We start from the raw sequence: 26,075 nt of genomic DNA, 5'->3' as shown, positions 1-26,075 counted from the left end.
CTTCTATGACGGTCCGTCAGATCCGGGCGAAGCGAGGCGGAAGTCACTCCCCCGCGGCACCCGGGACCGGCGATCGGCCGCACCCGGCCCGCCGCCCGGAGGCATCCCCCGGCCCACGCGCCCCGGCGACCGCCCCCACCTGCGAAATCCGCTTTCACCCGGACCACCCGCGGACGCACCATGTGGCCATGAACGCCATCCCCACCACGACGCTCTGGCGGCCGACCGGACCGGCCGAACTGGAGCTCGTGCGCGAGTCCGGCTGGACCGCGTGGCCGGCCAGGCTGCCCGACCAGCCGATCTTCTATCCGGTGCTGAACGAGGACTACGCGATCAAGATCGCGCGCGACTGGAACGTACCGGCCTCCGGGGTCGGCTACGTGACCCGCTTTCGGATCGAGACCGAGTTCGTGATCCGCTACCCGGTACGGCAGGCGGGCGGCCGAACCATCCTGGAACTGTGGGTCCCCGCAGAGGAGTTGACCGAGTTCAATCGGCACATCGTGGGACCGATCGAAGTCGTGCACGAGTTCCGCTGACCCCGCGCCCGCTCGGCCGACCACGAGCCGGCCGAGCGGCCGCGAAAACGAACGACCGACCGAGCGCCCACCCGAGACACGTTCGGCGCGGGCCGACCCGGGACACCGGATCCGCCCGCGCCGTACGTACGTATCGCGGCAGCACCCCACGCGCCCGCCGCACCCGCCGCACCCGGCCGGTCACTCCGTCCGAGCCACCTGCTCGGCCGCCCATTCCGCCCACTCGCGCTGCACCTGCGACAACCGCAGCCCGTACTCCAGCGCGATCCGCCCGTACACCGACAGCGAGCCCTCGTCCCACTCGACGTTCGCCTCCACCGCCCGCAGCCCCGCGTTCGTCCCGGCCGCGGCCTCGCCCTGTGCGACGAGGTAGTCCCGGGCCTCGGCCGGATCCAGGGTGTCCAGGAAGAAGACCCGCAGAAGCATGCCGCTGCGCCGGACCCGCTCCGGTTCGACCTCGACCAGCCAGTGCCGCAGCTCGGTGCGCCCACTCGCGGTGATCGAGTACTCCTTGCGGCCACGCGGGCCTTCGGCGGTCACGTCCAGCAGGCCCTCGGTGGAGAGCTTGCCCAGATCTCCGTAGACCTGGCTCTGGGTGGCGGGCCACACGTTGGCCAGCGACGTTTCGAATGCCTTCAGCAGGTCGTAGCCGCTGGCCGACCGGTTGGCGAGGAGTCCCAGGAGGGCGTGTCGGAGGCTCATGACCCGGACTTTACCACTCAGGATTGACATGTCGAAATAGGAACGTCCATGATTGACATGTCAGCAACGCCCGGTCGAGTCAGGGGAACCTCGTGAACTACGTACGCAACTTCGCACCGTGGATCGTCTTCGCTGCCATCCCCTCGACGAACTGGCAGTGGGGCGCCCTGGCCGCACTGCTCGTCACCGTCGCGATGGCGGCCCAGGACCACCGGGCCGGCCGCGGCGTGGACCTGCTCGCCTACAGCAGCGCGGCCTTCTTCCTGGTGCTGACCCCGATCGCGTTCGCCGTGCCCGACGCCGCCTTCCACCGCTACGTCGGCGCCGCCTCGTTCGGGTGGCTCGCGGTCACCGCATGGGGTTCGCTGGCCGTGCGCAACCCGTTCACCCTGGTGATCGCCCGCCGCTCCACCCCGCGCGAGATCTGGGGCCTGCCCGCGTTCCTGCGGGTCAACGTGGTGATCACCGCGGTCTGGGCGGCGAGCTTCACGCTCACCGCGATCGCGCTCTACCTGGTCAAGGCCAACGACCTCGCGACGAACGTGGCGATCGCCGTGCAGGCCGCCGGATTCGTGGTCCCGGCGCTGTTCACCGCCCGCTACCCGGCGATCGTCCAGGCCCGGCAGGCCGCCTGACCCGCGTACCGAACCGAGCGCCGCGGCATACCCGCACACCCACCCAGGAGCCCGCATCATGACGCCGTTCCACCTCACCGGCAATCACGCCCCGGTCACCGAGGAGCGCACCGAGACCGCGCTGCGGGTCAGCGGCGAACTCCCCGTCGAACTCACCGGTTCCTACCTGCGCAACGGCCCCAACCCGCGGACCCCCAGCGGGCACTGGTTCCTCGGCGACGGCATGGTGCACGGCGTGCGGCTGACGGCCGGCCGGGCCGCGTGCTACCGCAACCGTTATGTGCGCACGAACAACTTCGACACCCACGCCCCACTCCGCCACGCCGACGGCACACGCGCATTGGCCAACGGCGTCGCCAACACCCACGTGATCCGGCACGCCGGCCGCACCCTCGCGCTCGTCGAGAGTTCGTACCCCTACGAACTCACCGAGTCGCTGGACACGATCGGCCCCCACGACTTCGCCGGGCGGCTGCGCACCGCGATGACCGCGCACCCCAAGACCTGCCCGACCACCGGCGAGCTGCACTTCTTCGGATACGGGTCGTTGGTCCCGCCGTACGTGACCTATCACCGCGCCGACGCGGCCGGCGAACTCGTGGTCAGCCGCGACCTGGACGTCCCGGGCCACACGATGATGCACGACTTCAACCTCACCGCCGGGCACGTGGTGTTCATGGACCTACCGGTGGTGTTCGACCTGGACCGCGCCCGGTCCGGGACCATGCCGTACGCGTGGGACGAGGGCTACGGCGCGCGGGTGGGCGTATTGCGGCGCGGCGACCCGCACGGCGACGTGCGCTGGTTCGGCATCGACCCGTGCTACGTCTTCCACACGCTCAACGCGCACGACGAGGGCACCGACCGGATCGTGCTGTACGTCATGCGCCGGTCGCACCTGTACCGGAAGGACGAGCCGGACGGCGCCGCGACGCTGTGGCGGTGGACGATCGACCTGACCGCCGGGACCGTGCGCGAGGAACAACTCGACGATCGGGCGTCGGAGTTCCCGCGCGTGGACGACCGGTTCGCCGGGCTGTCCGCGCGATACGGCTTCACCGTGACCGAGCACGCGGTGCTGCGCTACGACCTCACCGACGGAACGACGCTCGCGCACGACTTCGGCGCCGGTCGCACACCCGGAGAGGCGACCTTCGTGCCCGCCGACGAGCGACCGGGCGGGCCCGGGTGGCTGCTCACCTATGTGTACGACGCGGTGAGTGGCACCAGCGACCTGGTCGTGCTGGACGCGGACGATCTCACGGCCGACCCGCCGGCCATCGTGCATCTCCCGTGCCGGGTGCCGTTCGGGTTCCACGGCAACTGGCTGGCCGATCCCGCGTAGCGCGGAAATCGGGCCCGCACGCGCGACCCGCTCACGAGGCCGGCGCCCGCAGGCTCAGCCGGGCCTGGACCGGCCAGTGGTCGGACGGGCAGCGGCCGTCCCGGGTCCAGGTCAACGTGCGCGCGTCGACGACGTCGAAATCGGCGGTGGCCAGGATCCAGTCGATGCGCTCGCCGTCCACCGGCGGCTCCCAGTTGTTGTACGTCCGGGTCGCGTCGGCCGCACCGGTGTCGCGCAGCAGACCACCGGCGGTCAACACCGCGTGCGGAGCACCCGCCGCGCCGACGTTGAAGTCGCCCACCACGATGGCTGGTTCCCCGGCGAACCGGCGGGCCAACAGGGCCCGCGTCGCGTGCGCGCTCCTGCGTCGCGCGTTGGCCGAGACGTGGTCCCAGTGCGTGTTCACGAAGCCGAACTCGGTGTCGGTGGCCAGATCCCGGAAGCGAATCCAGGTCATCATCCGGGGATGGCGCCAATTGCCCCACGTGCGCGATCCGATCAGGCGCGGGAACGCGGACAGCCACACGTGGTCGAAGGCCAGCGGTTCCAGGCGCTCGACGTCGTAGAAGACCGCGCAGAACTCGGACCGGCTGCCGCCCTCGCGACCGAGGCCGATCCAGTCGTACCGAGCCCGCAGTTCGCGTGCCAGCGGCCGGAGTTGATGCCAGCGCCCCTCCTGGGTGCCGAGCACGTGCGGACGCTCGCGGCGGATCAGCTCCAGCACGAGCGGGCGACGTTCCCGCCACGAGTTCGGCGTCGGGTTCTCCGGGCCGCGCAGATTGAAGGTCATCACGTGCAGAGGGTCGCTCATGTCCTGGGGACTACCACCGGGACGACGGTGGCACGCCGCAGGTCACCCACCACCCGTACGCGTTCGGGACCGAGCCGCGGGACGGGCCCGTTTCGGCCCGTCCCCCTTCGGCTCCGGCCTCCTCGACCCGAGTCGGGCCGGCCCGGCCCGACTCGAACCCCGCCCCCGACCCGCACGGCCGAGGCTCAGCTGAACACGTCGCTGACCGCGTTGACGCCGGCCGTGACGAAGTGGTCGACCAACTCGGAGAGCGAGGACGCCACCTGGGTTCCGGACAACATCACACCGGCCACGAAGGCCAGTATCAGGCCACCGATCTTGTAGTTCTTGTGGGTGACCAGGTAGAAGAGAATGAAGATGATCAGGATCGGGACACCGACGGTCACCCCGCGACCGACGCTGCTCGTCTCGGTGGTCACCGCCATCTGGAGCTCGACGATGGAGTCGGGCGCGGCAGCGGCCACGGCGCTCAGCGACATGTGCATGATTCCCCTCCGGTCCTGCGGTCGTCCGCCGGTCCCTGTTTGCCTTGGCGTACCCGTGATATGACGGTTCGTAAGCTACTCACGTCGCACGCACCGTCACCCGCCACCGATGGGGATGGATGCGCCGGCCATCAGACCGGCGAGCACCCAGGCCCAGCGCATGAGCCGCATCAACGGCCATTTCGCGCTGACGATCACGATCCAGAAGCCCATCATGAGCCACAGGCAAAAGGCCGCCATGAAGCCTGCCTCGGACGAGCAGCTCACGAGGAGCCCCGCACCGTAATAGGCGGCGAACCCGGCGGGAATCAGCATGGCCAGGTCGGTCCCGGTGAACGGACCGAAGCTGGACCCGGTACTCCCGTCGGTGCCGCCCGCGAACGGCGCAGGCACCTTGGGTATGCCCGAACTCCCACCCTGCGTACCGGAATCGGCCGGTCCGGTGGAATCGTCTCCGGCGCCGGCCGCGGGGCCCTTGCGAATGAACCCGGCCAGTCCGGAGGCGCCGGCGGAGGTGCTCGCGGCGCCGGCCGCGGAGCCGGCCCCGGCCGCACCCGCTCCCGTGCCGGTCGCCTTCGCGGGCTTGCGCCACGGCAGCTTGCGCGCGCTTTCGACGGGGGTCGCGGGGGCGTTGTGCCGGCCCGGGTCGCGAGGCTTCATCACGTGCCGCACCGTGGGACGCGCGGGAGGGTCGGCGGCCCCGGGGCCGCGCTCGGACCGTTGCGCGTCGGCGCTTCGGGCGGCATCGGCGCGGCGCTCGTCGGATCGCCCGGGGCGCGCGCCCGACCCGCTCGCGCGCTCGGTCGTACGCCGGGCCTCGGCCGCGTCCCGCTCGTGCTTCCGACGCTCCCGCAAGTCCCGCCGCCAGGACGGCTCGTCGTCCTCTCGCGGCGCGCGGGTGCCGCGCGAGGAGCCTCGTCCGGGCTCGCTCGCGCGTTCTTCACGAGGGGCCGGGAAGGCCGGTTCCTCGTCGTCGGGGTCGGCGAGATGACGGCGACGGACCAGGTCACCGAGTCGAAGTCCGCGTGCCTCGGGGGGCGGTGGCGGTTCGTACGCACTCATCGCCTGTTATCCCCCTCCCGACTGACGTGGGCACGGCTTGCAGGCGCGGCTGTGCCGGTATGCCGCCAGTATCCACGGCGCGGCTATCCCGATCGCGAAGAACTCACCGTCGCGCGCGCGCCCTTTGAGGTGCAGCACCACCGCGAACACCGCGGCGGTGCCCAGGATGAGCATGGTCAGCACGTTCGAGTGAACGATCTTGAGCGCGATCCAATTCGAGGACGAGGTACGGGTCTTGACCGTGCTCTCCACGAACTTCTTGCGCCAGTCGCCGGCCATCACGGCCCCCAGGGCTCGGTCGTACCGAGCCGTGCGCCGATCACCGAGGCACCCGTCGGCGGTACACCGGTCACGACCACACCGAACGTCGGAGAACCGGTCGGTGAATTGGCGAAATATGAAGCGTGGGGCGGCCGTCGGTCACCGTCGCCGATGCCGTGTGCCACCCGGGAGGGCCAGGACATACGCGGACTCCTCTCGTCCGGTGTCGCATCGCGCCCGTCGACCGGGGCCACTTCGACCCGGCGGCGGAGCTCACGGTGGTGAGGTGACGGCTCCACTCCTCTTTCCGCAGGCCGCGCTCATAGCGCGGCAAACCGGTACGTTCCATTTGACCTTGTTCAGTGTGGCCAGTGGGCGGGACAGCGTCAAGGGGCGACCGCTCGGCTGCGTTGCGTAGCCCAGCGCTCGCCCCTTCGAGGCATTCCCTTGCACTCTAAGGGCTCTGACGGCCCGTCAGATGCCCCGCCGATGATCTTCGGCCACTGTTGATCTGCCGTCAGATCCGCTCCGCCGGAATCCGTCCCATCCGACCGGCCTTGAAGTCGTCGAACGCCTGCGCCAGTTCGGCGTGCGTGTTCATCACGAACGGGCCATACCAGGCGACTTCCTCGCCGATCGGCTGCCCGCCGAGGACGATCACCTCAAGGTTGGGCTTGTTCGAATCCTGCCGGGTGTCGGCCTGGAGGTCGATCGTGTCCCCGGCACCGAACACCGCGAGCCGGCCGGTTTCGATCGGTCGCCGATCGGTGCCGACGGTACCGGAACCCGCGAGTACGTACACCAGCGCGTTGTAGTCCTTGTTCCAGGGCAGCGAAAGTCGTGCGCCCGGATTGACCGAGGCATGCAGCAACGTGATCGGGGTGTGGGTGATGCCGGGACCGTCGAAGCCGCCGACGGAGCCGGCGATCAGCCGAACCAGCGCGCCGCCGTCGTCCGACGCGAGCAGCTTGACGTCGCCCGCGCGGATGTCCTGGTAGCGCGGATCGGTCATCTTCTGCGCGGACGGCAGGTTCACCCACAACTGGATGCCGTGGAACAGACCGCCACTGGCCACCAACGCCTCCGGCGGCGCCTCGATGTGCAGCAGGCCGGAGCCGGCCGTCATCCACTGCGTGTCGCCGTCGGTGATCACACCACCGCCGCCCGCCGAGTCCTGGTGCACGAACTCGCCGTCGATCAGATAGGTGACCGTCTCGAAGCCGCGGTGCGGGTGCCACGGGGTGCCCTTGGGCTCACCCGGCGCGTAGTCCACCTCGCCCATCTGATCCATCATGATGAACGGGTCGAGGTAGGTCTGGTTGACCCCCGCGAGGGCGCGGCGCACCGGGAAACCCTCACCCTCGACACCGCTCGGCGCGGTGGTGACGGCGAGTACGGGACGCGGCCGCGCGTCGAGACCGGGTTCCGGCAGACGCGGCAGGGCCAGCGGGTTGGAAACGGTGACGGCGGGCATGGCCTGCTCCTCGAGGACGAGTGCGGTCCCGGCTTTCCCGGGTCTTGCTCGCCTCAACGATAGTTGCCCTCTCAACATTCCCTGCGCGGAGGATCCTCTTTCGGGCGTGCGGAAGCGGCCGGGTGGGCGCGTCACGCGGCCGGTCCGGCGGGTGGTGGAGGGCACGAAGAGGGCCCGGATTCGGGCGGGGCTCGGGCCGGGCATCCAGGGCGGGCTGCGGACCCGGCTTCGGGGGCGCGCTTCGGGGGGCGCGCTTTTCGGGCCCGGCTTCGGAACGCACTTCCGGCCGGGGTCTCGCCGGGATCCGGGCCGGCTCCGAGCCCGGCTTCAGGCCGGAAGCGCCCGATTCACGCTCGGCAACGACCGCTGGCCCGCGAGCCGCGCGAGCGTGGCGTCCACCGAGTCGGGCGAGAGGATCTGATCCAGGGCCATGAACGCGCAGCCGGTCAGACCCGCGGCCTCACCCAGCACGCTCGGCACGATCCGCAACTCACGCGTGGCCACGGCGGTGGACCGCTTGTAGACGACCTCGCGCACGCCCGCGAGCAGCGGATCGCCCGCGTCGGCCAGGTCGCCGCCCAGCACCACGACCGCCGGGTTGAGCACGTTGACCACGCTCGCCAGCACCTCGCCGAGCATGCGACCCGACTCGCGCACGAGCCGGACCGCCTCGGGCTGACCGGCCGCCGCCAAGGCCACCACGTCCCGCACGCTGGAGACCTCGCGACCGTCCGGGAAGCGTGCCCCGTGCGCGGCCAGCGTCTCGATCAAGTGCCGCCCGCTGGCCAGCACTTCGAGGCAGTCCACATTGCCGCACCAACACCGCACGCCGGTGCCGCCGGCGACCGGGATGTGCCCGATCTCGCCCGCCGCGCCGAGTGCGCCGCGGTACACCTTGCCGTCGGCAACTATGCCCGCGCCGATACCGGTGGACGCCTTGACGAACACCAGATCGCCCGCGTCGGCCCGGGCCCGGTACTCGCCGAGCGCCATCACGTTCACGTCGTTGTCCACGTACACCGGTACCGGCAACCGGCGTTGCAGCGTGGGGGCTATCGCCACCCCGTCCCAGCCGGGCAGCGTCGGCGCGCCGGCCGCGCGCCCGGTGTCCAGCTCGACCGGCCCGGGAACGGCCACCCCGACCCCGCGCACACGCGCCGGGTCGAAGCCCTCCTCCGCGAGCATCGTGTCGATCCAGTCCGGCAGTCCGGTGAGCACCGCGTCCGGTCCGCCCTGCGCGGCCATCCGGGTCTCCCGGCTGGCCAACACCCGGCCGGTCAGGTCGCAGACCGCCAACTGACCTCGGCTGCTGCCGAGCGACGCGGCGAGCACCAGGCCGCCGTCGGGGTTGAGTTCGAGGCGGATCGGCGGTCGGCCGCCGGTGGACACACCGTCGGCGCGCTCGGCGAGCAGGCCCGCGTCGACCAGTTCGTCGATCCGGGCCGCCACCGCGGATCGGGACAGCCCGGTCAGCCGGGCGACGTCCGCCCGGGTCTCGGCATCCCCTTCACGCACAAGGCGAAGCACCTCGCCTGCACTGCTGTGCGGAATGGGGTTCGCGCGTCGGGCCATGCCATCCAGTGAACCAGGGCAGCTTTCCCTCGGTCAAAGCCCTAAGTTCACTACTTCGACACCCGAGCGTCACTCTTTTGCTTGCCAAGAGGCAAAAGTACCCCTAGTTTGGTACCCGAACCGGCAGAGCAGCCGCCGACAGCAGGGGCACGAAGATCGTGAGCGAGCAGAGGATCCACCCGACGGTGGCCGCAGTGACGGAGCGCATCGCGCGCCGCAGTGCCGCCACTCGTACGGCTTACCTGGAGCGGATCCGGGCGGCGGCCTCCGAGGCCCCCGCACGCGGTCAGCTCGGTTGCGCGAACTTCGCCCACGGCTTCGCCGCCTGCTCGCCCAGCGAGAAGCTCGGGCTGCGCGGCACCGGCCCCCAGGGCCCGGTCAAGCCGAACGTGGCGATCGTCTCCTCCTACAACGACATGCTCTCCGCGCACCAGCCGCTGCGCACCTACCCCGAGCAGCTCAAGGCCGCGGTGGCCGAGGCGGGCGGCGTGGCCCAGTTCGCGGGCGGCGTACCCGCCATGTGCGACGGGATCACCCAGGGCCGCGCGGGCATGGAGCTCTCCCTGTTCAGCCGCGACGTGGTCGCGATGGCGGCGGCCGTGGCGCTCGCGCACGACATGTTCGACGGCGCGCTGATGCTCGGCGTGTGCGACAAGATCGTCCCCGGCCTGGTGATCGGCGCGCTGTCCTTCGGGCACCTGCCGACCATCTTCGTGCCGGCCGGTCCGATGTCCTCCGGCCTGCCCAACAAGGAGAAGGCCCGGGTCCGGCAGCGCTTCGCCGAGGGCAAGGTCTCCCGCGAGGAACTGCTCGACGCCGAGGCCGGCGCCTACCACGGCATCGGGACCTGCACGTTCTACGGCACCGCCAACACGAACCAGCTCGTGATGGAGGTGCTCGGTCTGCATCTGCCGGGCGCCAGCTTCGTGCACCCGGACCAGCCGCTGCGCAAGGCGCTGACCGACGAGGCGGGCCGCCGGGTCGCGGCCACCACCTCGCTCGGCGACCCGACGTCGCTGGTCCGCGAGTACACGCCGATCGGCGAGGTGCTCGACGAGAAGGCCTGGGTGAACTCGGTCGTCGCACTGCTGGCCACCGGCGGCTCGACCAACCACACGCTGCACCTGGTCGCGATGGCCGCCGCCGCCGGGATCACGCTCACCTGGGACGACTTCGCCGAGCTGTCCACCGTGGTCCCGCTGCTGACCCGGATGTACCCGAACGGTCCGGCGGACATCAACCACTTCCACGCCGCGGGCGGCACCGCGTTCCTGATCGGCACGCTGCTCGACGGCGGGCTGCTCAACGAGGACGTGCGCACCGTCGCGGGCGACGGGCTGAACCGGTACCGGCGCGAGCCGCAGCTCACCGAGGACGGCTCGATCGTCTGGGTGGACGGCCCGACCGAGAGCCTGGACCTGGATGTGCTGCGGCCGTACGACAAGCCGTTCGCGCCCGACGGCGGGCTGCGGATGTTGCACGGCGACCTCGGTCGCGCGGTGATCAAGGTGTCCGCGGTCGACCCGTCGCACCACGTGGTGACCGCGCCCGCGCGGGTGTTCGACGGACAGGCCGAGTTCCTCGCCGCGTTCGAGAACAACGAGCTCGACCACGACCTGATCGCGGTGCTGCGCTACCAGGGCCCGCGCGCGAACGGCATGCCCGAGCTGCACAAGCTGATCCCCGCGCTCGGCGTCCTGCAGGACCGGGGCCACCACGTGGCGCTGGTCACCGACGGCCGGCTCTCCGGCGCGTCCGGCAAGATCCCGGCGGCGATCCACTGCACGCCCGAGGCGGCGGCCGGTGGCCCGATCGGCCGGATCCGCGACGGTGACATCGTGACGGTGGACGCGGTCGCGGGGACGCTGACGACGGAGGCCGACCTGAGCGTGCGCGAGGTCGCCGGCGCGGCCCCGACCGACGCCGAGTGGATCGGTACGGGACGTGAACTGTTCACCGCGCTGCGCGCCGGGGTCGGTCCGGCCGACCTGGGCGCCGGTGTGTTCGGCGCGGTCGCGGCCGTGGGTTTCGACGCTGTGACTTTTGCGGGGGGAACGGCGTGAGTGGCACCGTGGCACAGCCGACCCCCGACAGCCCGTGGCTGGTCGCCGACATCGGCGGCACCAACGCGCGCTTCGCCGTGGTCTCCGAGCCGGGCGGTCAGCCCGAACACGTGCTCGGGCTGCGCAGCGAGGACCACGTGGACCTGGCCGCCGCGATCGAGGACTACCTGGACCGCTCCGGCGCGGCCCGGCCGAGCGCGATCTGCGCGGCGGTCGCGGGCCCCGTACACGGCGACCGGTTCCGACTGACCAACGGCGCGTGGGTGCTGTCCATCGCGGAGACCCGGGTCAAGCTGGGCGTCCCGGATCTGCATCTGATCAACGACTTCGAGGCGCTGGCGCTGTCGCTGCCGCACCTCGCGGGCGACGACCTGATCGTGGTCGGCGACCGACTGCCCGACCCGACGCTGCCGATGGCGGTGCTCGGCCCCGGCACCGGACTCGGCGTGGCCGGTCTGGTACCGATCCCGGGCGGCGGCTGGGTACCGCTGCCGGGCGAGGGCGGACACGTCCTGCTCCGTCCGGCGCACGGCCCGGACGCCGCGGCCCTGGAGGTGCTGCGCGACGAGCGCGGCGGCCTGGGCACGGTCACCGCCGAGCATGTGTTGTCCGGCCCCGGACTGTGTCGCCTGCACCGCTGCACGGCCGCGGTGCGCGGAGTCCCGGCCGAGGCGCTCAGCCCGGCGGACATCTCCTCGCGCGCGCTGGACGGCAGCGACGAGGTGTGCGTCGCGACGGTGGAGACCTTCTGCCGACTGCTCGGCACGTTCGCCGGTGGGGTGGCCCTGACCATGGGCGCTCGCGGCGGCGTCTTCCTGGCCGGCGGCATCCTGCCCCGGATCATCGACGTGCTGCTCAAGAGCGAGTTCCGGATGGGCTTCGAGACCAACCCGACGATGGCGCCGTACCTGCACCGCATCTCCACCGCACTCGTGGTGGCCCCGCATCCGGCACTGCGCGGCGCGTCCGCGTGGCTGGACGCGCGCAGCACTCGACTCGTGGAGGTGGCGGCGTGAGCACGTCCGCTCTGGACCTGGCCCCGGTGATCCCGGTGGTGATCGTGGACGACGTGGAGTCGGCCGTCCCGCTGGCGCGCGCGCTGGTGGCGGGTGGACTGCCGGCCGTCGAGGTCACCCTGCGCACGCCGGCCGCGCTCGGCGCGATCGAGCGGATCGCGGCCGAGGTCGAGGGCGCGTTCGTGGGCGCCGGTACCGTCCTGACGCCGGATCAGGCGAAGGCGGCGGCCGAGGCCGGCGCGCGCTTCCTGGTCACGCCGGGCTGCACCGAGACGCTGTACGGGGCGCTGGTGGACACCGGGCTGTCCTTCCTGCCCGGGACGTCGACGGTGTCCGAGGTACTGCGGCTGCGCGAACTCGGGGTCCGGGAAATGAAGTTCTTCCCGGCCGAGGCCTCGGGCGGCGCGCCGTACCTGAAGTCGCTGGCCTCGCCGGTGCCGGACGTGCGGTTCTGCCCGACGGGCGGAATCACCCCGGCCTCGGCCCCGACCTACCTGGCGCTGCCGAACGTGGCGTGCGTCGGCGGGTCCTGGATGCTTCCCGCGGACGCGGTCGCCTCGCGCGACTGGGCGCGGGTGGAAAAGCTCGCTCGCGAAGCCTCGGGGCTGCGCGGGTAATAAATCGTCCCCTGGCGCGCTCTGCCCTGAGGTGCGCCAGGGGCACGGACCGCGGATGGTGGGCCGTATGAGGGTTCGGCCCACGAACGAGCAGGTCGTATGAGGGTTCGACCTGCGGAGACCGCGAATAGGGACCCGCTCTTCGGCGAGGAGAGCGGGTCTCTTCTTTTGTCCGGATTTCCCGAGGCCGGGAGGCGCACTCCTGACCTCGGGAAATCCAACGTGACCTGCGATTTCACTCGGGTCGACAGCCCCGAAGCCGAGATGCCGCAAAAGCCTGGCTTGTCTCGCTCTGTCTCACCCTGATTCGCGTGCTGACCAGCGCTTGCGGGCCATGCGCGGGCCACGTCAGGACTTTGGCGTCTTCCACGCCTTCAAGGTCGCCGAGATCCGGTCGTTGTCCTGCTTCACCGTGCCGTCGATGCACTTGGCGTAGACCTTCAGCAGCACATCGACGCTCTGTCCGGCCCGGCGGGCGACCTCGGTCGGTGCGACACCTGAGTTGAGCCACAGGGAAACGCACGCGTGCCGCAGGTCGTACGGCCGTTTCGCGAGCGGTGAGGCCACCTGTGCGGGCGTCAACACCTGCTCCCGGGCCTTGGCCCACTCCAGGCGGTACGCCTTGTCCTGGACAAGGCCACCGACGGCACTGCGGAACAGCCGGCCATCGGGAGCCGTCCCGTAGCGGTAGACGTGCCACCGGAGCATGGCAACAAGCTCGGGTGGGATGGGGATCGAGCGCGATGCCGACCGGGCGCGAGACTTGAGCCCGCGGTCGTCGTGCGCGTCACCGCTGTCGGTCCACGCGGTGCCGACGCGCGGACCGGACTTGCAGGGGCGCAGCTCCCCCCATCCGCGCTTGGGCAGGGTGCATTGGTCGGTGCGGAGCTTGACGACCTCGGCGCATCGCATGCCCGCGAAGTAGATGCAGCCGAAGAACGCGGCCAAGTGCCTTCCGCGCTTGCCCTGTGCGTAGACCCGCGCCAAGAGGGCGTGCGCCTGAGTGGGGTTGACCACACAGGCAGGTTCGACCTGGTTGTCGTCGTCATCGCGTTCCCACGAGACCTTGTCGAGCGGGTTGCGGTCCAGGCGCTCTTTCTCGATCGCGTAGCCGACCGCGGTACGGAAGACCGCCCGCTTGTTGATGAACGTGGATGCGGCGGCGCGCTTGCCGTCCAATCGCACCGACATGGCGCCGAGCACCGCCCGCACGGATTCGGCCCTTTCGAGGCTGCGGACCGGCAGTGAGTTGGCCTCGATCCACGCGAGCATTTCGCGGGCTTCTGCGGGCGGCTCCTGCTTCCATCGGTGCACGTTGAACCCCCACAGGTAGAGCACCTGATAGAGCTGCTTAGGTTCGGGCGCACGGGCGTCCTTGGCGGTCAGGGCAACCGTCGCCGTCGACAGGCCGACGACAAGGCACATGCGTCTCTTGGCGGAGCTACGCGGCCACTTCATCTCGATGAAGTCGCGAGCGTGGGCATACCAGGTGACTTCGGTGCGCGCGGCTTCGATGGCGCGGACCTCGGACATGGGCAGCCCGGATTCGGCGTCGAACGGCTCACCGCGGTTGATGGCGGCGATGAGGTCTGCGCGACGTCCGTCGGCCATGGTCTTGTTGGCGTGCGTCGACCCGAACTCTTCGGCGCCGACCCGCCACCGGACCTCAGCCGTCTTGCGCCCGTTGCGGTTGCGAACGGCCCAGATCCGGACGTCGAACGAAGGGGTGGGCATGCGGTGTTCTCCCCGAGAATGGCGCCGGGGCGCGGCGGGTGGCCACGCCCCGGCGGTAGCAGGTCAGGCGGACTTCTTGAGGCCGGCCCACCAGGCGTCGAGGTCGGCGCGGTGGATTCGGAGGTGACCGTTGGGCAGAGGGGTGATCGCGGGTGCTTCTCCGCGAGCGCGCATGCGGTAGAACGCGGCGCGGGAGATGCCGATCTCCTCAAGCACTTCCGGCAGCTTCAGCGGTGCGGGTCGCTTCACTTGCCCTCGCTTTCGTCGTTGCCGGACAGTCCGGACAGGTCGTATCCGAGCTGTCCGGGGTGGGTGCGCAGGTCAGGTGGGGTGACCGGACACCCGGACAGCTCGGACACCTCCGGGCCGGTGGCTGTCCGTGTGGCGGTGTCCGGGTAGTACCGGCCGCCGGGGTCCTTCGTAAGTTGTCCGGCGTCGGCCATGCGCGAGCAGGTGCGGCGCACGGTGTCGGGGTCGACGTCGGGCAGCGCGGCGGCGATGTCCTTCGGCCGGGCGCCGGGGTTGGCGCGGACGTGGCGCAGGATGACCGCGCGGGTGTCGCCCATCGTGTGATCGGATGCCGGTCCGTCGAGGAGCTGCCATGCGCCGGTTTCGGGCTTGAAGGACAGGGCGTATTCGGCTTCGTCCACGTCGCGGCCGGTGACGTGAAGGATGCTGTCGGCCTGCCCACGGGCGCGCTTGAGGACGAGTGTGGCGTCCGCGGCGCCGGCGAGTCCGTTGGTGCCGGACACCTCGGCGAGGAAGTCGTCACTGCCCGCCTTGCGCACGTGGTGGACCAGGACGACGGCTACGCCGAAGTGGTCGGCGAGGGCCTTGGCGCGGCCGACGGCGGCATAGTCGGCGTCGTAGGCGGACGCTCCGGGCGCGCTGTTGCCGCGCATCTTGGCGAACACGTCGATGACGACCATGCGCGCGTCCGGGTGGCGCTCCAGCCAGTTCGCGATGGCCTCGCTTCCGCCCTGGGGAAGAGGCGGACACGACGTCGCGAGCGTCAGCCCGTGCGGCGCCGGGCGACTGGCGAGGAGCTTGCCCATGCGCGATTGGAGCCGTCGGGCGGTGTCCTCAAGGGCGAGGTAGAGGACGGGTCCGCCGTCGACCGGGATGGTGTCGAACGCGAGGCCGCCGGCAGCGACGCACAACCCGAGTCCGAGCGACATCCACGACTTGCCGACCTTCGGCGGACCGCACAACAGGCTCACGCCCTCGCACAAGATCCCGGGAACTGCCCAGCGCGGTTCGGGGAAGTCCATGCCCATGAGTTCGTCGGCGGTCCACGCGGTCTTGATCCTGGCCGGTGCCGCGGGCACCTGCGCGCCGTCGTCCGAGGTGGGGACGGCGCGCAGGTGCTCGGCCAGAGCCGGATGCGGGACGGCGGTCATGCGGCGACCGTGCGCGGCCGGGCGCGGCCCTTGGCGAGGCCGGACCGGATGGTGCCCCGGGCCTCGCGTTCGGGTTGACCAACTTGAAGCGCGGCGGACATCAGCCGGTTGGTCACGTCCGACTCGGAGAGTTCGCCGCCGGCGACGAGCTGTCCCAGCGCGACAGCCGAGTGGTAGAGCGCGATGTTATGCCCGTGCTCCGGCGATTTGAGGATCTTGTCCAATTGTCCGTTCACGGCCGCGTTCAGGTAGGCGGTGCGCCGGTCGATGGCGACCGGGATCATCACCGGTTCCTGCGGGGGCAGCGGTGCGGGTCGCAGGAGTTCGGCGAGCCATTCCGGGAGCGGAGCAGGCGCGGTGTCGTTGAGGATCGCGTACGGGGCGCCGTCGATGAGGCTGCCGGGGGCGACGACGTAGCCGCCGACCGCGCGGGTGTCGACCTTCCACCCGAGCTTGCCCGCGGTGTTGCGGAAGTCGATCCCGTCGGGCGCGAGGTAGTACAGGTGCTGCCCACCGGTCGGCGTGCCGACGGTGAACGTGTCACCGGGGTAGGGCTGTTCGGCCGTCAGAGCGAGCAGGGCGAACACGTCGGCGCCGTCGGTGGCGCCCTGCTCGGCCCACTCGGCGGGCGGGACGTCGGTGTCGGTCTTGGGCTTGTCCAGGTCGACCACCAGCAGCCGCGTGGGCCCGGTGGCGAGGCCGATGTTGTACGCGCCGTGGTCCCAGCACCGCGCGATGCGCTCGGCGTCGGTGGTGGCGCGCTCCTGCCAACCGGCCACGGCAGGCTTCTTGCCGTTCGGGACGAGCGGGAAGACGTGCCACCCACGCTCGGCGAGCGTGAGCGCGGCGGCCTTCAGGGTCGGGTTCGGTCGGGTCATGGTGTCCCTCCGGTGTCCTTCGGGGTGTGACCGGCCGCCGGCGGGGCGGCCGGTCACGGTGATGCTTGGGAAGTGGTCAGGCCGCCAGGTGGTGCGCGTCCTGGTCGGCGAGGAGCAGACGGAACACGGCGTCGTCCAGGCCGCCTTCCGTGCACAGCGACCCGACGCGCGGGCCGATCGCGGCGTTCACTCGGTGCGCCCGAAGTACTCGGCGAGGGTGGCGACGTACTCGGCGAGGCGGACGTGTTCGGGGGCATCGCCGTCCCAGTCGTCCGGGTAGGCCATGGTCGAGGTGATGGCGTCGGCGAGCGTGCGGTACGTCTCGGACTGACCGTTGGGGTCCGCGGCGCGGGCGATGAGCGAGGCGACGGTCAGGACGGTGGGGCTGTCCCAGTCGCCGAGCCAGTCCACGATGAGCCGGTCGTACGTGCCGAGTTCCACGCCGGCGTCGGTCAGGATGCGGCACAGGAGCGCGCGATTCTCGGCGGTGCTCTGGCGGGGGATGCCGAGCGGCCCCGTGTTGATCGGCCCGTTCGGGACGGACAGCTCTCGGATGGGCTCTGTCATGCTGGATGTCTCCTGTTTCCTTGTTGTGGTTCGGGAGCCCGGGGCGGCCGGCGACTTGCCGGAAGACGGTCGCCCCGGGGCGGGACTAGAACGGCGGTTCGGTGCTGTACGCGGTGCGGGTGCGGCGGCCAAGAGGGATGCGGATACGCGGCCCGTCGTTGCACGGGCAGACGTCGAGATCGGGCTCCGGGTAGACGTCGTGAGCGACGAACCAGCCGCCGAGCCCGTCACACTCACGGCAGTTCGGGTCGGCGCCGCGTTCAACGCGGACTTCGCGGTGGACGCGATAGATGAACCAGCGACCGATGCGCATGCGTGTCTCCGTTCAGCCGATGGCGGAGGTGAAGGCGTCGATGGCGCCCGCGACGAACGCCCCGGTGGAGTCGTTGAGCGAGGCGGCGAACGCCGTGGCGGAGAGGTTGACTCCGGCGACGAACAGGCAGAACCCGGCGAGCTTGGGCGCCTTGTTCCCGGCGAGCAGGAGGAACGCGGCGGCGAGCAGAATCACGGGCAGGCCGATGACGACGGTGGAGCCACCGGCGGCGAGAGTGGTCATGGCTGGTCTCCTGACGGGTGGTCGGAGGAGCGTGGGTCAGCGGGTGCCGTCCGCGTGCAAGCGCCGGGCGTGGTTGTGGATGCGGCGGCCGATCCGCAGCCGCGCGCCGGTGCCCTTGCAGCGGCGGCACGGCTTGCGGATGCTGCGGCGCTTGGGCTTGCTCGACGTGCCGTTCGCGGCCCGGCGCCGGTCCCACCACGAGATGTGGTTGCCGGTGCCCTCGCACCGTCGGCACGCTCCGAACGGGCTGAAGAAACACAACACGCTGTAACCGATGGCGTAGGCGGTCAGGGCGAGGAAGACGAGCGCGGCGAGGGGCATGAAAGTGCCTCCAGAGGCGTTTCTCGCGGTTTCGGGCATGGCGGTGCTAGGGACTAGTGCGCTGATCAGCGCTGATATGGATCGCTAGGGGGGTCACTAGGTCTAGTGGGCTGCCCCACTAGACCTAGTGACGTTCGACGGTCAGCCCGCGCTCGGCTTCTCGTCACGCTTGGTCATCGCGGTGGTGATGTGGTCGCGGACGATGCCGACCCGGTTGGGGCTTCCGCCGTCGTCGGCGTTCCCCCAGATCTGCTTGGTCTTGACGCCGTGCGGCTTGAGCGCGGTGGTGAGCTGTGCGGCCTTGGCCTTGCCGTCGAGCAGGGCCCACGGGCCGTAGACGTCGGGTCGAAGCTCGGTGAGGCGGTCGACCACCAGTTCGTTCCACATCTTCGGTTCGCCGGACGGGACGACGGCGAGGATGTCGGCGAGCAGGTCGAAGCCGCGTGTGGGGTCGACCTCGGGGGCTTGCCCCGCGGCTTGGCCGGTGAGGGTTCCGGCGGCGATGCGCGCGGTCTTGGCGCGGGCGCAGACCTTGTCGGCGCCGGGGTTGTCGACGTAGAACGAGCGGCCGGTCTGTGCTTCGGGACCGGCGCCCACCAGGTAGCCGATGCCCCGGTCCTTGAGCGTGAACGTCGTCGCCCGCAGCCCGTTCTTGTAGGACGACGTGCCGAGCACCATGTCGTTCTCGGTCTGGCCCATGACCTTGAGGCAGAACCGGATGCCCACGTTGGCGCTGATCGCAGTGGGCAGCGAGTCCTTGTCGGGGCGTTGGGTGGCGAGCAGGAGGATGATGCCCAGCGCCCGGCCGCGCTTGATGATCGCGGTGAGCTTGGTGTCGGCCTCCTTGCCGAACTTCTCGTGCGTGAACAGCTCTTGGCACTCGTCCACCGCGAGCACGAGCGGGTGCAAGCGCAGCCGCTTCCTGGCGGCGAGTTCCGGGGTGACCTTGTTCTCCGGGCACACGTCGCGCGGCAGACCCGAGATGACCTTGGCGCGGCGCTCAAGCTCGGTGTACACGTAGCGGATCGAGTCCATCGACCCGGCGATGGTCGGGTCGTCCGCACCCGATCCGTAGGCGTGGGCCACCTTCTCCAGTGGCGACAGGTCGCCGGTGCCCTTGAGTTCCCACACGTGCAACTCGGCCGTGACGTCCAACGCGGCGGCGAGCAGCGCGATGCGCAGGGCGAACGTCTTGCCCATGCCGGGCATCGCGCCGATCAGCATGTTCGCGTACATCAGGTTCAGCAGGATGGTGCGCCCGCGCTGATCGGTGCCGTATGGGATCGGCTTGAACAGCGACACCGAACCCGACGTCGCGAGAGGCCACACTGCGGGCGCGGCCTGCGACATGTCCTGGTCGCCCACCCACAACACCAGCCGACCCGTGTGCTGGTCGTACGCCGGTTCCGGCCACACACACCCCAGCGGCCGGCGCAGGCCGGACGCAAGACGGTCGCGACGCTCGATGATGTCGACCGCGGTCACCCCGTACGGAAGGTCCACATCCGCGCGCCACCCGGGGCCGTCCCGGGTGATCGGGGCGACGAACGCCTTGCCACCCCATCCCTTGGCCATCGCCTTGTTGATCTCCGCGATGCCGAGCGCTCCCAGCGCCCGGAGCACGAAGTGGCTGGTGAGCTTCTGCACTTGCGGCTTGACCACCGACGGGCCGATCACCGGCCGATCCTCAGGGGCGCCGGCGAACCCCAACCCGGCCACGACCCCCGCGAGCGTCACGAGCAGAGCCCAGGTCGGACCGGCGAGCACAAGCGCGGTGAACAGCACGCTCACGCACAGGCACGCCGCGGCGAGGATGGTCCCGCGCAACCGCGCCTTGCCGTCGCGGTGCTTGGCAAGCTTCAGATACTCGTTCGCGTCGGCCTTGCGGATCGCTTCCGCCCGCACCGGCCGAGCATCGGCGTCGCCCACCCACCGGAACGCACGGCCCACCAGGCGCGCCGCGCCGAGCGGGGAACGCACCGCGAGCGTCCCGGCGTACACCGGGGTCCGAACAGCGTGGAACGCGAACACGTGCCGGTAGTGGTCGAAGACCCACCGCGCCTGCTCACGCAACGCCTCACGCGAACGCAGCCACGCGGGAAGCACGTCCCGGCGCTGCTCGCCGCGCACCGACTCGTTCCATGTCGGCCGCTCGCGACCGGGCGGGTCGACCGGTACCGGGACGGTGTCGGCGTCGTCCTCGATCGGGTCGGGGTCGGGGTCGGCGCGAGTTTCGGCGTCCGGGTCGACGCTCTCGCGCTGCTTGAACGGGATCACCTCGCCGCCGGGCGGGGTGTCGTCGTCGCGGTCGGGTTCGTGGTCCTCGAAGTCGGGACCGTCGAAGGTGTCGTGCGTCATGCTGAACCTCTCCTCTTAAGGGTGGAGAGCGGGCACCGGCGAAAGCTGCCAGGCGTGGCCGGTGCCCGCACGAATCAGGCGGTGGCGCTGTACGTGTGGTGGTGTCAGGCGGCTTCGGGAGCGCCGGATCGGCAGGTCCAGGGTGAGCAGCCGTCGGGTTCGCCGTCTTCGAGCTGGTCGGCGACGGCGTCGAAGATGTCGACCTGCCGGTTGCGCCATTCGCCGCGGGTGACGCGGTCGATGGGGGCTTGTTCGAGGGGGAGCAGGCTGCGGTGCAGGTAGGGGGTCCCCTTGATGCCGCGCAGTTTCACCGTGCGTAGTTCGCGGTCGAACGCGATGGCGTCGGCCCATTCGTCGGGGTGGTTATCGCGCATGTCGCGCCATGCGGCGTTGCCGTGGAACGGGCAGCCGATGCAGGCGCTCTTGCGGGTGGCACCCCAGCCCTGGGCGGTGAGGTAGCGGGTGCAGTCGTTGCGGGTCCAGCCGGTGCGGCCGTCGGCGGCGCCGGTGAGGTCGAGCAACGGGAACACGTTGCGCAGGTACTTCACCGGCGCGTCCTTCGCGCGGCCGATCTCGTCGCGGCTGATTCCGATGGCCTGCTCGGCGAACACCCCGCGCGGAACGGGCCGTGGGTGCGGGTAGCCCAGCAACTTGCGGATCGCGGTCTTGATGGGCTTGACCTTGTATTCCTCGGTGCATTGGCGCCGGGCCATCGCCGCGCCGGTCCCGGTGCGGTCGGGGACGAAGACCGGGATGCGCATCCACCCGGCGGGGTCGAGCGAGTCGGTGCGCAGGTTCCCGCTCGCGCGGTTGCTGTTGCCTGCCTCGGCCCGAACCCGCAGGAGCGGGATGCCCGCCGGTCGGGCGACCTCGCGTTCAAGCCTGTCGAGGTGGGCGCCGATCTCCGGGGGCTCCCACCCGGTGTCGGCGAACACCGCGTAGTCGTAGGTGGGGATGCGGCCCTCGGCGGCCAGCAGCAGAACGGCGGTCGACTGCACCCCGGCGCAGAGCGAGAGAATCCGCAGAGCGGGGGCCGTCACGACGCACCGGCCTGCGAGCCGTCGACCACCAGGTGCAGCCCGGCGGCGGTTCGCTCGGCGAGCAACGCGTCCCGCAACGTCCGGCCGTTCGCCGACGACGTGCGCACCGCCTTACGGACCGCCTCACCGGTCAGCCGGTCGACCGGCCACCCGGCGGTCAACTTCCGCGCCTCATCCAGCAGTTCATCAGTCGAGCGCGTTCGCCCCGTCGACTTCGCCGCCGTCGGGACCTTGCCGGTCGACCTGCGCGGACGCGCACCGGTCGACCGACCCACACCCGACTCGCATGAAACCTTTTGTGTGGAAATGTGCTGATCAGGGGTCGACTGCTCCCCGTGAGTCGGGGCAGTCGAACGAATCTTGCCGAGCAGTTCGGCGACCGGCCGCGCCGAGTCGAACGCGAGGATGAGCGCGTCCCGGACGGCCTCGTCGGAGTCGAGCACGGACCCGCCCGGGGCGACGTCGGCGAGCGTGGCGGTCGGCGTCTGCATGACCGACAACGCGACCGGTTCGGTCAGCAGGTCCGGTGCTTCGGCGAGGAGTTCACGAACCCGTCGGGCGGCCTTGTGGTGACGCTTGAGGGTGCGGCGAGTGACACCGGGGTCGGCACCGTGAACGCCGCGCCACGCCACGATCCACGCCGCGTCCTCCGTCAACCCGGGCACCGCGGCGAGCAGGTCGCGCATGCGTCGACTCACCCGGCGGAACCGCGCAGTGCGGTACAGGTCGGCGCGCAGTTGCGCGCCGGTCTTCCCGCCTGCGTGCTCGGCCTGGCTGTGTGCGTAGGACTCCCAGAGCAGCACGCCGAGCATCGACGCGATCCCGAGCACAATCGCCAGCGGGATGCTCCGGTGGTACGTGTGCGCCACGTTCAACGCCGCGGCGGCGAGCGCCGAACCCCACGTAATCGCCCGGTACAGCCCGGCGGGGCGGCCGGACTCGATCGCCTTGGACGCCATCGCAGCACCAGCCCACGCAGCGCCCTCGGACATCGACGTGACCAGCACGGCGAGCGCGGGATTCATGCCGAGCGCGAGATAGAACGACATCTGAGCGGGCCACGCGGTGCCCACCGAAGCGGCCATCATCGCCGTGACCATCACGAAGTCACGGCGAACGAGAACCGCGTCCAGGCGCTTGCGCCACCGAAGATTCCGGGCAGCGCGGGCAGCCGCCTTGTCCTGCTCGGCGCCCTCCCGTGCGGTGCGCTCGGCGTCGCGCTGAACGGCGGCGATCCTTGCGGCGGCTTCGGCCTGGGCGAGCGCCGATGCGGCCTGCTTGGCCTGCGCGGCGGCCTGCGCTTCGGCGACCTTGGCCTTGTCGAGCTGTCGGCCGGCGCGCATCGAGTAGACGGTGTCGGTCATGACGTCACCCCCGTGACGATCAGGGCGGCGACGAACAGCCACCCGATGTGCCAGGACTGATCGAGCAGGTACGGCGCCTGCGGATCGCGTTCCCACCAGGTGCCCTTGCCGACCCGCCGGGCCAACCTGGCGAGGGTGTGCCTGCGGTCCGCCCACCAGTGCGACAACGCGTCGACCACCAGGCCGACGACCACCGCGAACGGGTTCAGCGGCAACGCGAACACCAGCCACACGGCGGCGAGGAACAGCACCTTGACCGCCGTCAACGACGCGACGTGCCGCGCGGCCCAGAAGCGGCCCGACCAACCGGCCGCACCTTTGCCCAGTGCTTCCCGATCCGTCTGCACCCAGTGGTCACCCACCATGTGCGCGGCGTAGAGCGAGAAGCCGACGGCGGCGAACGTGCCCGGATCGGCGCTCACGCGGCCCACCGCCGAGCAACGAACCGGCGCGGCATGGCCAGAACCCGGGGCGCCTCGCCGAGCAACTGCGCGGCGTAGGCGGCCAACTCGGGGTCCTCGCGCCACAGCGCGGTCAGGATGTCGTGCGCGGCGTCGACCCGGGCGGCCCGCTCTTCGGCGGACTCCCCGTCGACCCCGGTGAACAGCTCCGCGTCGACGCCAAGCGCCAACTCGGTGAACTCGAAGCTCGTCACGGCCAAACGGCCGTTCACAATGGTTCTCACGGTCGTACTCCCTGCATCGGAGTTGCGACCCACGGGGCGCCCGCCTTCCGGCAAGTCGTCGGGCGCCCCGGCACACATCGGTGTGCCCCGTCTTGAGAGACGAGTGGCCGTGACCCCCGACGCGCGTGTTCGTACCGCGCATCGAGGACCAAAAGCACTCGTTTCGATCTCATTCGTCACACTGTTGAGTTCTCAAGGACCGAGCTGTCCCGGCGCTTACGGGCGTACGGCCGAAGCCGCCTTCCCTGGCAGGTCGCACAGTGCTCTGCGCCGCTTCAGTAGATGAAGCAACACTGCGAACGTACTCACAGAAAAACTGCGAGTCAAGAGAAACTGCTAGTCGCAGGAAAACAACGAGCGTGTGAGACTGGCTGTTGCCCTGTGAGAGGAGCGAAACGTGGCCTTCGGCCTGAACGTGCGCTTCACTGCCCGCGACGAAGCGGCAGTGGAAGCCTTTGACGCCCTGGTGGCAGAGACCTTGGTCGGCATCCGGGAACTCGAACCCGGGACGCTCATCTATGTGAGTCACACCGTGGAGGGGCAGCCGCTTCAGCGGATGTTCTACGAGCTGTATGCGGACCGGGCCGCCTTCGATCGGCACGAGCAACAGCCGCACGTCCGGCGGTTCCTTGCTGCTCGTGAGCAGTACATCGACGCCGTCGAAGTGGACTTCCTGGAGTCCGTGGACGGCAAGGGTGTTGTACAAGGGGAGGTGGCCGGTGGCGTCTGATGATGAGCGCAAGGCTTTCGGGGCGCGGGTCGCAGCGCTCCGGAAGCAACGCGGCATCAAGCAGACGGAATTGGCGACCGCGGTCGGTCGTACACCAAGTTGGGTGTCCCAGGTCGAGCGCGGCGTACAGCCCGTTTCGCGGCTCGATGTCCTACAACTGCTGGCCGACGCGCTTGGCGTCTCGGTCCAAGCGCTCAACCCTGATGCTCCGGTGGCGTCGGTACCGCCACCCACGGTGCCGGAGGGACCGAACGATCTCGATGCCGCGCGCCTGACAATCTCCGGTCATCCGGCACTGGGCGCCTTGCTGGCAGGCAGGGCGGCAGCGACTGAGCGAACCTCGCTCGCCGATTTGAGTCACCAGGTAGACGTGTTGTGGGAACTCACCCACACCGCGAGGTTCGCAGAACTCAGCGCTCAGGTGGGGCCGTTGGTCGATCGCCTGGAAGCGGCGGTGCGAACCGCGGCCACCGCCGACCGGCCCGCGCTGCACGCCCTGCTTGCCCGTGTCTACCAGGCGCTGGCAGCGGCGTTCGTTCGCCAGGACGAAGCCGATGCCGCGTGGATCGCTGCCGACCGCGCCATTCGTGCTGCCGAGCAGTCCGGTGATGTGCTGCCGGTGTTCGCCGGCATCTACCGTCTTGCTCAGGCGTTCGTGAGGCTAAAGCGGTTGGACCAAGCCGAGCACGCCGCAACAACCGCTGTCCGGGCACTGGAGACGCACGGTGAAGACGCGTTGTCCGTGCCGGAAGGGCTGTCCGTGCTGGGATCGCTCCGCTTGATCCTGGCGTTGGTCCATGCTCGTTCCGGCAACCGTGACCAGGCCCGTGCAGAGATCAGCGAAGCGCGATCCGTGGCTCGGCGCATCGGGGCGGACCGCAACGACTTCAATCTTGAATTCGGCCCGACGAACGTGGAAATCCAAGCCGTGTCGACAGCCGTAGAACTCGGCGACGCCGGCGAAGCGCTGGACATCGGCGCTCGCATCAATGCCGAAGCGCTGTCCCCCGAACGTCGGTCACGGCTCCTGATGGACCTTGGCCGCGCCCATGCCCAGCGACGACACGTCGGCGAAGCTGTCGAGTACCTGCTTCGCGCCGAAGAACTTGCTCCGGAAACCGTCCGCAGCCACACCGCGTCACGTGCCGCCATTCGCGAACTGACCCTGATTGCCGGGCGCACAGCGCCGCCGGAACTGGTCGGCCTCGCCGAGCGCTCCGCAGCGCTGGACTAGGTCGGTCCTTGTCCCGCGTGTCCGACTGTCCGGTCACATGCTCTGACCTGGGAAGACGCTCCGGACACCCTGGACTGTGGGTGTCCGGGGTGTCCGGCAACCGCGAATCAAAGGATTGCTGAAACATCCGAATGTTTCAGCAATCGTCCTGCCCCGCGCCGCAAGCCCCTTCCCGATCGGACAGAAGACGGCGGTGGGGTAATCCATGGGTGAGGGCGACGAAGTCGCTCCCCTAGCTCTTCCCTCGCACACGTCAGCGGCTTGAAGCGACAACACGTAGCTCTTGGGTCCTGCCAGCAGCCCCGACGACCATGATCATGGGCCATGCGCGGGCCGCTGGGCTGTCCGTCGCACCTTCACACCCGTTGTCGCAGGTCAGACCGGCTTTCGCGGCGCAATCGCCTCTGTCCGGCGAGGAGAGCGGGTCTCTTCTTTTTGGGCGACTTCGTCGCCGGCTCGCGAGGGGCCACCTTTTTTCTCTCCCCCGCAAGCTCCTGCCTGGTCGGGCGACTTCGTCGCCGGCTCGCGAGGCACCACCTTTTTTCTCTCCCCCGCAAGCTCCTCCGAGAAAAAAGGCGGCCCCTCGCTCGGGACGGCGTGTCCCTCCGCTTCGCTCCGGGCCACAC

Annotated in this window: 28 protein-coding genes; 8 read left to right on the top strand and 20 right to left on the bottom strand. The window is 70.3% G+C overall.

Annotation, left to right across the window (positions count from 1 at the left end):
• The first annotated feature begins 188 nt into the window (after nucleotides 1–188).
• On the top strand, nucleotides 189–539 hold the full coding sequence (locus tag OG948_RS19365; protein ID WP_395867927.1) for a hypothetical protein: 351 nt from the start codon (nucleotides 189–191) through the stop codon (nucleotides 537–539).
• Between the two features lie 180 nt (nucleotides 540–719).
• On the opposite strand, the gene OG948_RS19360 is transcribed toward OG948_RS19365, so the two are convergent.
• Nucleotides 720–1,241: a PadR family transcriptional regulator gene (locus OG948_RS19360; RefSeq protein ID WP_406297729.1), complete on the bottom strand. Its 522-nt coding sequence runs from the start codon at nucleotides 1,239–1,241 to the stop codon at nucleotides 720–722.
• 92 nt (nucleotides 1,242–1,333) lie between these two features.
• Between OG948_RS19360 and OG948_RS19355 the strand changes: the two genes are divergently transcribed.
• A complete protein-coding gene (locus OG948_RS19355) occupies nucleotides 1,334–1,876 on the top strand; it encodes a hypothetical protein (protein ID WP_406297728.1) in 543 nt (180 codons plus the stop codon).
• A 58-nt stretch (nucleotides 1,877–1,934) separates the two neighbouring features.
• The gene (locus OG948_RS19350; RefSeq protein ID WP_406297727.1) at nucleotides 1,935–3,221 is read left to right on the top strand and encodes a carotenoid oxygenase family protein; all 1,287 of its coding nucleotides are present in this window, start codon (nucleotides 1,935–1,937) and stop codon (nucleotides 3,219–3,221) included.
• A gap of 31 nt (nucleotides 3,222–3,252) precedes the next feature.
• On the opposite strand, the gene OG948_RS19345 is transcribed toward OG948_RS19350, so the two are convergent.
• The 6 genes from OG948_RS19345 to OG948_RS19320 all read right to left on the bottom strand — a co-directional run bounded on the left by OG948_RS19345 (nucleotide 3,253) and on the right by OG948_RS19320 (nucleotide 8,829).
• Nucleotides 3,253–4,032 carry an endonuclease/exonuclease/phosphatase family protein gene (locus OG948_RS19345; protein ID WP_406297726.1) on the bottom strand — a complete coding sequence of 260 codons (780 nt, stop codon included), beginning with the start codon at nucleotides 4,030–4,032 and terminating at the stop codon, nucleotides 3,253–3,255.
• Nucleotides 4,033–4,217: 185 nt separating this feature from the next.
• Nucleotides 4,218–4,511, bottom strand: a complete 294-nt coding sequence (locus OG948_RS19340) for a hypothetical protein (RefSeq protein ID WP_395867923.1) — start codon at nucleotides 4,509–4,511, stop codon at nucleotides 4,218–4,220.
• A 102-nt stretch (nucleotides 4,512–4,613) separates the two neighbouring features.
• A complete protein-coding gene (locus OG948_RS19335) occupies nucleotides 4,614–5,579 on the bottom strand; it encodes a hypothetical protein (protein ID WP_406297725.1) in 966 nt (321 codons plus the stop codon).
• Between the two features lie 6 nt (nucleotides 5,580–5,585).
• A complete protein-coding gene (locus tag OG948_RS19330) occupies nucleotides 5,586–5,858 on the bottom strand; it encodes a hypothetical protein (RefSeq protein WP_395867919.1) in 273 nt (90 codons plus the stop codon).
• 499 nt (nucleotides 5,859–6,357) lie between these two features.
• Entirely contained in the window at nucleotides 6,358–7,314 is a 957-nt protein-coding gene (locus OG948_RS19325) for a pirin family protein (protein ID WP_402242146.1), read from the bottom strand.
• A gap of 327 nt (nucleotides 7,315–7,641) precedes the next feature.
• Nucleotides 7,642–8,829, bottom strand: a complete 1,188-nt coding sequence (locus tag OG948_RS19320; protein WP_406297724.1) for an ROK family protein — start codon at nucleotides 8,827–8,829, stop codon at nucleotides 7,642–7,644.
• A gap of 230 nt (nucleotides 8,830–9,059) precedes the next feature.
• Here OG948_RS19320 and edd point away from each other — a divergent pair, with 230 nt between their 5' ends.
• From edd to eda, 3 genes are read left to right on the top strand one after another with little or no spacing between them, the layout of a single operon-like run.
• The gene (gene edd, locus OG948_RS19315) at nucleotides 9,060–10,949 is read left to right on the top strand and encodes a phosphogluconate dehydratase (protein WP_406300299.1); all 1,890 of its coding nucleotides are present in this window, start codon (nucleotides 9,060–9,062) and stop codon (nucleotides 10,947–10,949) included.
• Entirely contained in the window at nucleotides 10,946–11,965 is a 1,020-nt protein-coding gene (glk, locus tag OG948_RS19310; RefSeq protein WP_406297723.1) for a glucokinase, read from the top strand. Before edd ends, glk begins: the two co-directional genes overlap by 4 nt.
• Nucleotides 11,962–12,582 carry a bifunctional 4-hydroxy-2-oxoglutarate aldolase/2-dehydro-3-deoxy-phosphogluconate aldolase gene (eda, locus tag OG948_RS19305; RefSeq protein WP_402242148.1) on the top strand — a complete coding sequence of 207 codons (621 nt, stop codon included), beginning with the start codon at nucleotides 11,962–11,964 and terminating at the stop codon, nucleotides 12,580–12,582. Before glk ends, eda begins: the two co-directional genes overlap by 4 nt.
• 348 nt (nucleotides 12,583–12,930) lie before the next feature.
• On the opposite strand, the gene OG948_RS19300 is transcribed toward eda, so the two are convergent.
• The 13 genes from OG948_RS19300 to OG948_RS19240 all read right to left on the bottom strand — a co-directional run bounded on the left by OG948_RS19300 (nucleotide 12,931) and on the right by OG948_RS19240 (nucleotide 23,485).
• Nucleotides 12,931–14,316 (bottom strand): site-specific integrase, encoded by a 1,386-nt coding sequence (locus OG948_RS19300; protein ID WP_402242151.1) that lies wholly within the window; start codon nucleotides 14,314–14,316, stop codon nucleotides 12,931–12,933.
• A 63-nt stretch (nucleotides 14,317–14,379) separates the two neighbouring features.
• Nucleotides 14,380–14,565 (bottom strand): helix-turn-helix transcriptional regulator, encoded by a 186-nt coding sequence (locus OG948_RS19295; RefSeq protein ID WP_406297722.1) that lies wholly within the window; start codon nucleotides 14,563–14,565, stop codon nucleotides 14,380–14,382.
• The gene (locus OG948_RS19290) at nucleotides 14,562–15,716 is read right to left on the bottom strand and encodes an AAA family ATPase (protein ID WP_406297721.1); all 1,155 of its coding nucleotides are present in this window, start codon (nucleotides 15,714–15,716) and stop codon (nucleotides 14,562–14,564) included. Before OG948_RS19290 ends, OG948_RS19295 begins: the two co-directional genes overlap by 4 nt.
• A complete protein-coding gene (locus OG948_RS19285; protein WP_406297720.1) occupies nucleotides 15,713–16,594 on the bottom strand; it encodes a bifunctional DNA primase/polymerase in 882 nt (293 codons plus the stop codon). The genes OG948_RS19290 and OG948_RS19285 overlap by 4 nt, the downstream gene beginning before the upstream one ends.
• A 186-nt stretch (nucleotides 16,595–16,780) precedes the next feature.
• Nucleotides 16,781–17,161, bottom strand: coding sequence for a hypothetical protein (locus OG948_RS19280; RefSeq protein WP_406297719.1), 381 nt, complete (start codon nucleotides 17,159–17,161; stop codon nucleotides 16,781–16,783).
• Nucleotides 17,162–17,246: 85 nt separating this feature from the next.
• A complete protein-coding gene (locus tag OG948_RS19275; RefSeq protein ID WP_406297718.1) occupies nucleotides 17,247–17,474 on the bottom strand; it encodes a hypothetical protein in 228 nt (75 codons plus the stop codon).
• 12 nt (nucleotides 17,475–17,486) lie between these two features.
• Nucleotides 17,487–17,717, bottom strand: coding sequence for a hypothetical protein (locus OG948_RS19270; protein ID WP_406297717.1), 231 nt, complete (start codon nucleotides 17,715–17,717; stop codon nucleotides 17,487–17,489).
• A 36-nt stretch (nucleotides 17,718–17,753) separates the two neighbouring features.
• Complete coding sequence (locus tag OG948_RS19265) at nucleotides 17,754–18,038, bottom strand: hypothetical protein (RefSeq protein ID WP_406297716.1); 285 nt, start codon at nucleotides 18,036–18,038, stop codon at nucleotides 17,754–17,756.
• A 141-nt stretch (nucleotides 18,039–18,179) separates the two neighbouring features.
• Nucleotides 18,180–20,396, bottom strand: a complete 2,217-nt coding sequence (locus tag OG948_RS19260) for a cell division protein FtsK (RefSeq protein WP_406297715.1) — start codon at nucleotides 20,394–20,396, stop codon at nucleotides 18,180–18,182.
• A 104-nt stretch (nucleotides 20,397–20,500) separates the two neighbouring features.
• The gene (locus OG948_RS19255; RefSeq protein WP_406297714.1) at nucleotides 20,501–21,436 is read right to left on the bottom strand and encodes a hypothetical protein; all 936 of its coding nucleotides are present in this window, start codon (nucleotides 21,434–21,436) and stop codon (nucleotides 20,501–20,503) included.
• Entirely contained in the window at nucleotides 21,433–22,800 is a 1,368-nt protein-coding gene (locus OG948_RS19250) for a hypothetical protein (protein WP_406297713.1), read from the bottom strand. Before OG948_RS19250 ends, OG948_RS19255 begins: the two co-directional genes overlap by 4 nt.
• On the bottom strand, nucleotides 22,797–23,222 hold the full coding sequence (locus OG948_RS19245; protein ID WP_406297712.1) for a DUF3307 domain-containing protein: 426 nt from the start codon (nucleotides 23,220–23,222) through the stop codon (nucleotides 22,797–22,799). The genes OG948_RS19250 and OG948_RS19245 overlap by 4 nt, the downstream gene beginning before the upstream one ends.
• On the bottom strand, nucleotides 23,219–23,485 hold the full coding sequence (locus tag OG948_RS19240) for a hypothetical protein (RefSeq protein WP_406297711.1): 267 nt from the start codon (nucleotides 23,483–23,485) through the stop codon (nucleotides 23,219–23,221). Before OG948_RS19240 ends, OG948_RS19245 begins: the two co-directional genes overlap by 4 nt.
• Before the next feature lie 397 nt (nucleotides 23,486–23,882).
• On the opposite strand from OG948_RS19240, the gene OG948_RS19235 reads away from it, so the two are divergent.
• Nucleotides 23,883–24,215, top strand: a complete 333-nt coding sequence (locus OG948_RS19235) for a putative quinol monooxygenase (RefSeq protein WP_395782147.1) — start codon at nucleotides 23,883–23,885, stop codon at nucleotides 24,213–24,215.
• Entirely contained in the window at nucleotides 24,181–25,449 is a 1,269-nt protein-coding gene (locus OG948_RS19230) for a helix-turn-helix domain-containing protein (RefSeq protein WP_406297710.1), read from the top strand. Before OG948_RS19235 ends, OG948_RS19230 begins: the two co-directional genes overlap by 35 nt.
• The last annotated feature ends 626 nt before the right edge of the window (nucleotides 25,450–26,075 follow it).

Origin of the sequence: Embleya sp. NBC_00888 (genome assembly GCF_045207655.1) — a bacterium.
Taxonomy (GTDB): domain Bacteria; phylum Actinomycetota; class Actinomycetes; order Streptomycetales; family Streptomycetaceae; genus Embleya.
This window is presented reverse-complemented; position numbering and strand designations above follow the sequence as displayed.

What these genes read in the sequence shown, in the direction of transcription:
- OG948_RS19270 (WP_406297717.1), bottom strand. Translation starts at nt 17,717, where the DNA reads ATGACCACTCTCGCCGCCGGTGGCTCCACCGTCGTCATCGGCCTGCCC.
- OG948_RS19300 (WP_402242151.1), bottom strand. Translation starts at nt 14,316, where the DNA reads ATGCCCACCCCTTCGTTCGACGTCCGGATCTGGGCCGTTCGCAACCGC.
- OG948_RS19335 (WP_406297725.1), bottom strand. Translation starts at nt 5,579, where the DNA reads ATGAGTGCGTACGAACCGCCACCGCCCCCCGAGGCACGCGGACTTCGA.
- OG948_RS19350 (WP_406297727.1), top strand. Translation starts at nt 1,935, where the DNA reads ATGACGCCGTTCCACCTCACCGGCAATCACGCCCCGGTCACCGAGGAG.
- OG948_RS19250 (WP_406297713.1), bottom strand. Translation starts at nt 22,800, where the DNA reads ATGACCGACACCGTCTACTCGATGCGCGCCGGCCGACAGCTCGACAAG.
- OG948_RS19365 (WP_395867927.1), top strand. Translation starts at nt 189, where the DNA reads ATGAACGCCATCCCCACCACGACGCTCTGGCGGCCGACCGGACCGGCC.
- OG948_RS19290 (WP_406297721.1), bottom strand. Translation starts at nt 15,716, where the DNA reads ATGACCGCCGTCCCGCATCCGGCTCTGGCCGAGCACCTGCGCGCCGTC.
- OG948_RS19260 (WP_406297715.1), bottom strand. Translation starts at nt 20,396, where the DNA reads ATGACGCACGACACCTTCGACGGTCCCGACTTCGAGGACCACGAACCC.
- OG948_RS19340 (WP_395867923.1), bottom strand. Translation starts at nt 4,511, where the DNA reads ATGTCGCTGAGCGCCGTGGCCGCTGCCGCGCCCGACTCCATCGTCGAG.
- OG948_RS19330 (WP_395867919.1), bottom strand. Translation starts at nt 5,858, where the DNA reads ATGGCCGGCGACTGGCGCAAGAAGTTCGTGGAGAGCACGGTCAAGACC.
- OG948_RS19275 (WP_406297718.1), bottom strand. Translation starts at nt 17,474, where the DNA reads ATGCGCATCGGTCGCTGGTTCATCTATCGCGTCCACCGCGAAGTCCGC.
- OG948_RS19285 (WP_406297720.1), bottom strand. Translation starts at nt 16,594, where the DNA reads ATGACCCGACCGAACCCGACCCTGAAGGCCGCCGCGCTCACGCTCGCC.
- OG948_RS19360 (WP_406297729.1), bottom strand. Translation starts at nt 1,241, where the DNA reads ATGAGCCTCCGACACGCCCTCCTGGGACTCCTCGCCAACCGGTCGGCC.
- OG948_RS19280 (WP_406297719.1), bottom strand. Translation starts at nt 17,161, where the DNA reads ATGACAGAGCCCATCCGAGAGCTGTCCGTCCCGAACGGGCCGATCAAC.
- OG948_RS19325 (WP_402242146.1), bottom strand. Translation starts at nt 7,314, where the DNA reads ATGCCCGCCGTCACCGTTTCCAACCCGCTGGCCCTGCCGCGTCTGCCG.
- OG948_RS19345 (WP_406297726.1), bottom strand. Translation starts at nt 4,032, where the DNA reads ATGAGCGACCCTCTGCACGTGATGACCTTCAATCTGCGCGGCCCGGAG.
- OG948_RS19265 (WP_406297716.1), bottom strand. Translation starts at nt 18,038, where the DNA reads ATGCCCCTCGCCGCGCTCGTCTTCCTCGCCCTGACCGCCTACGCCATC.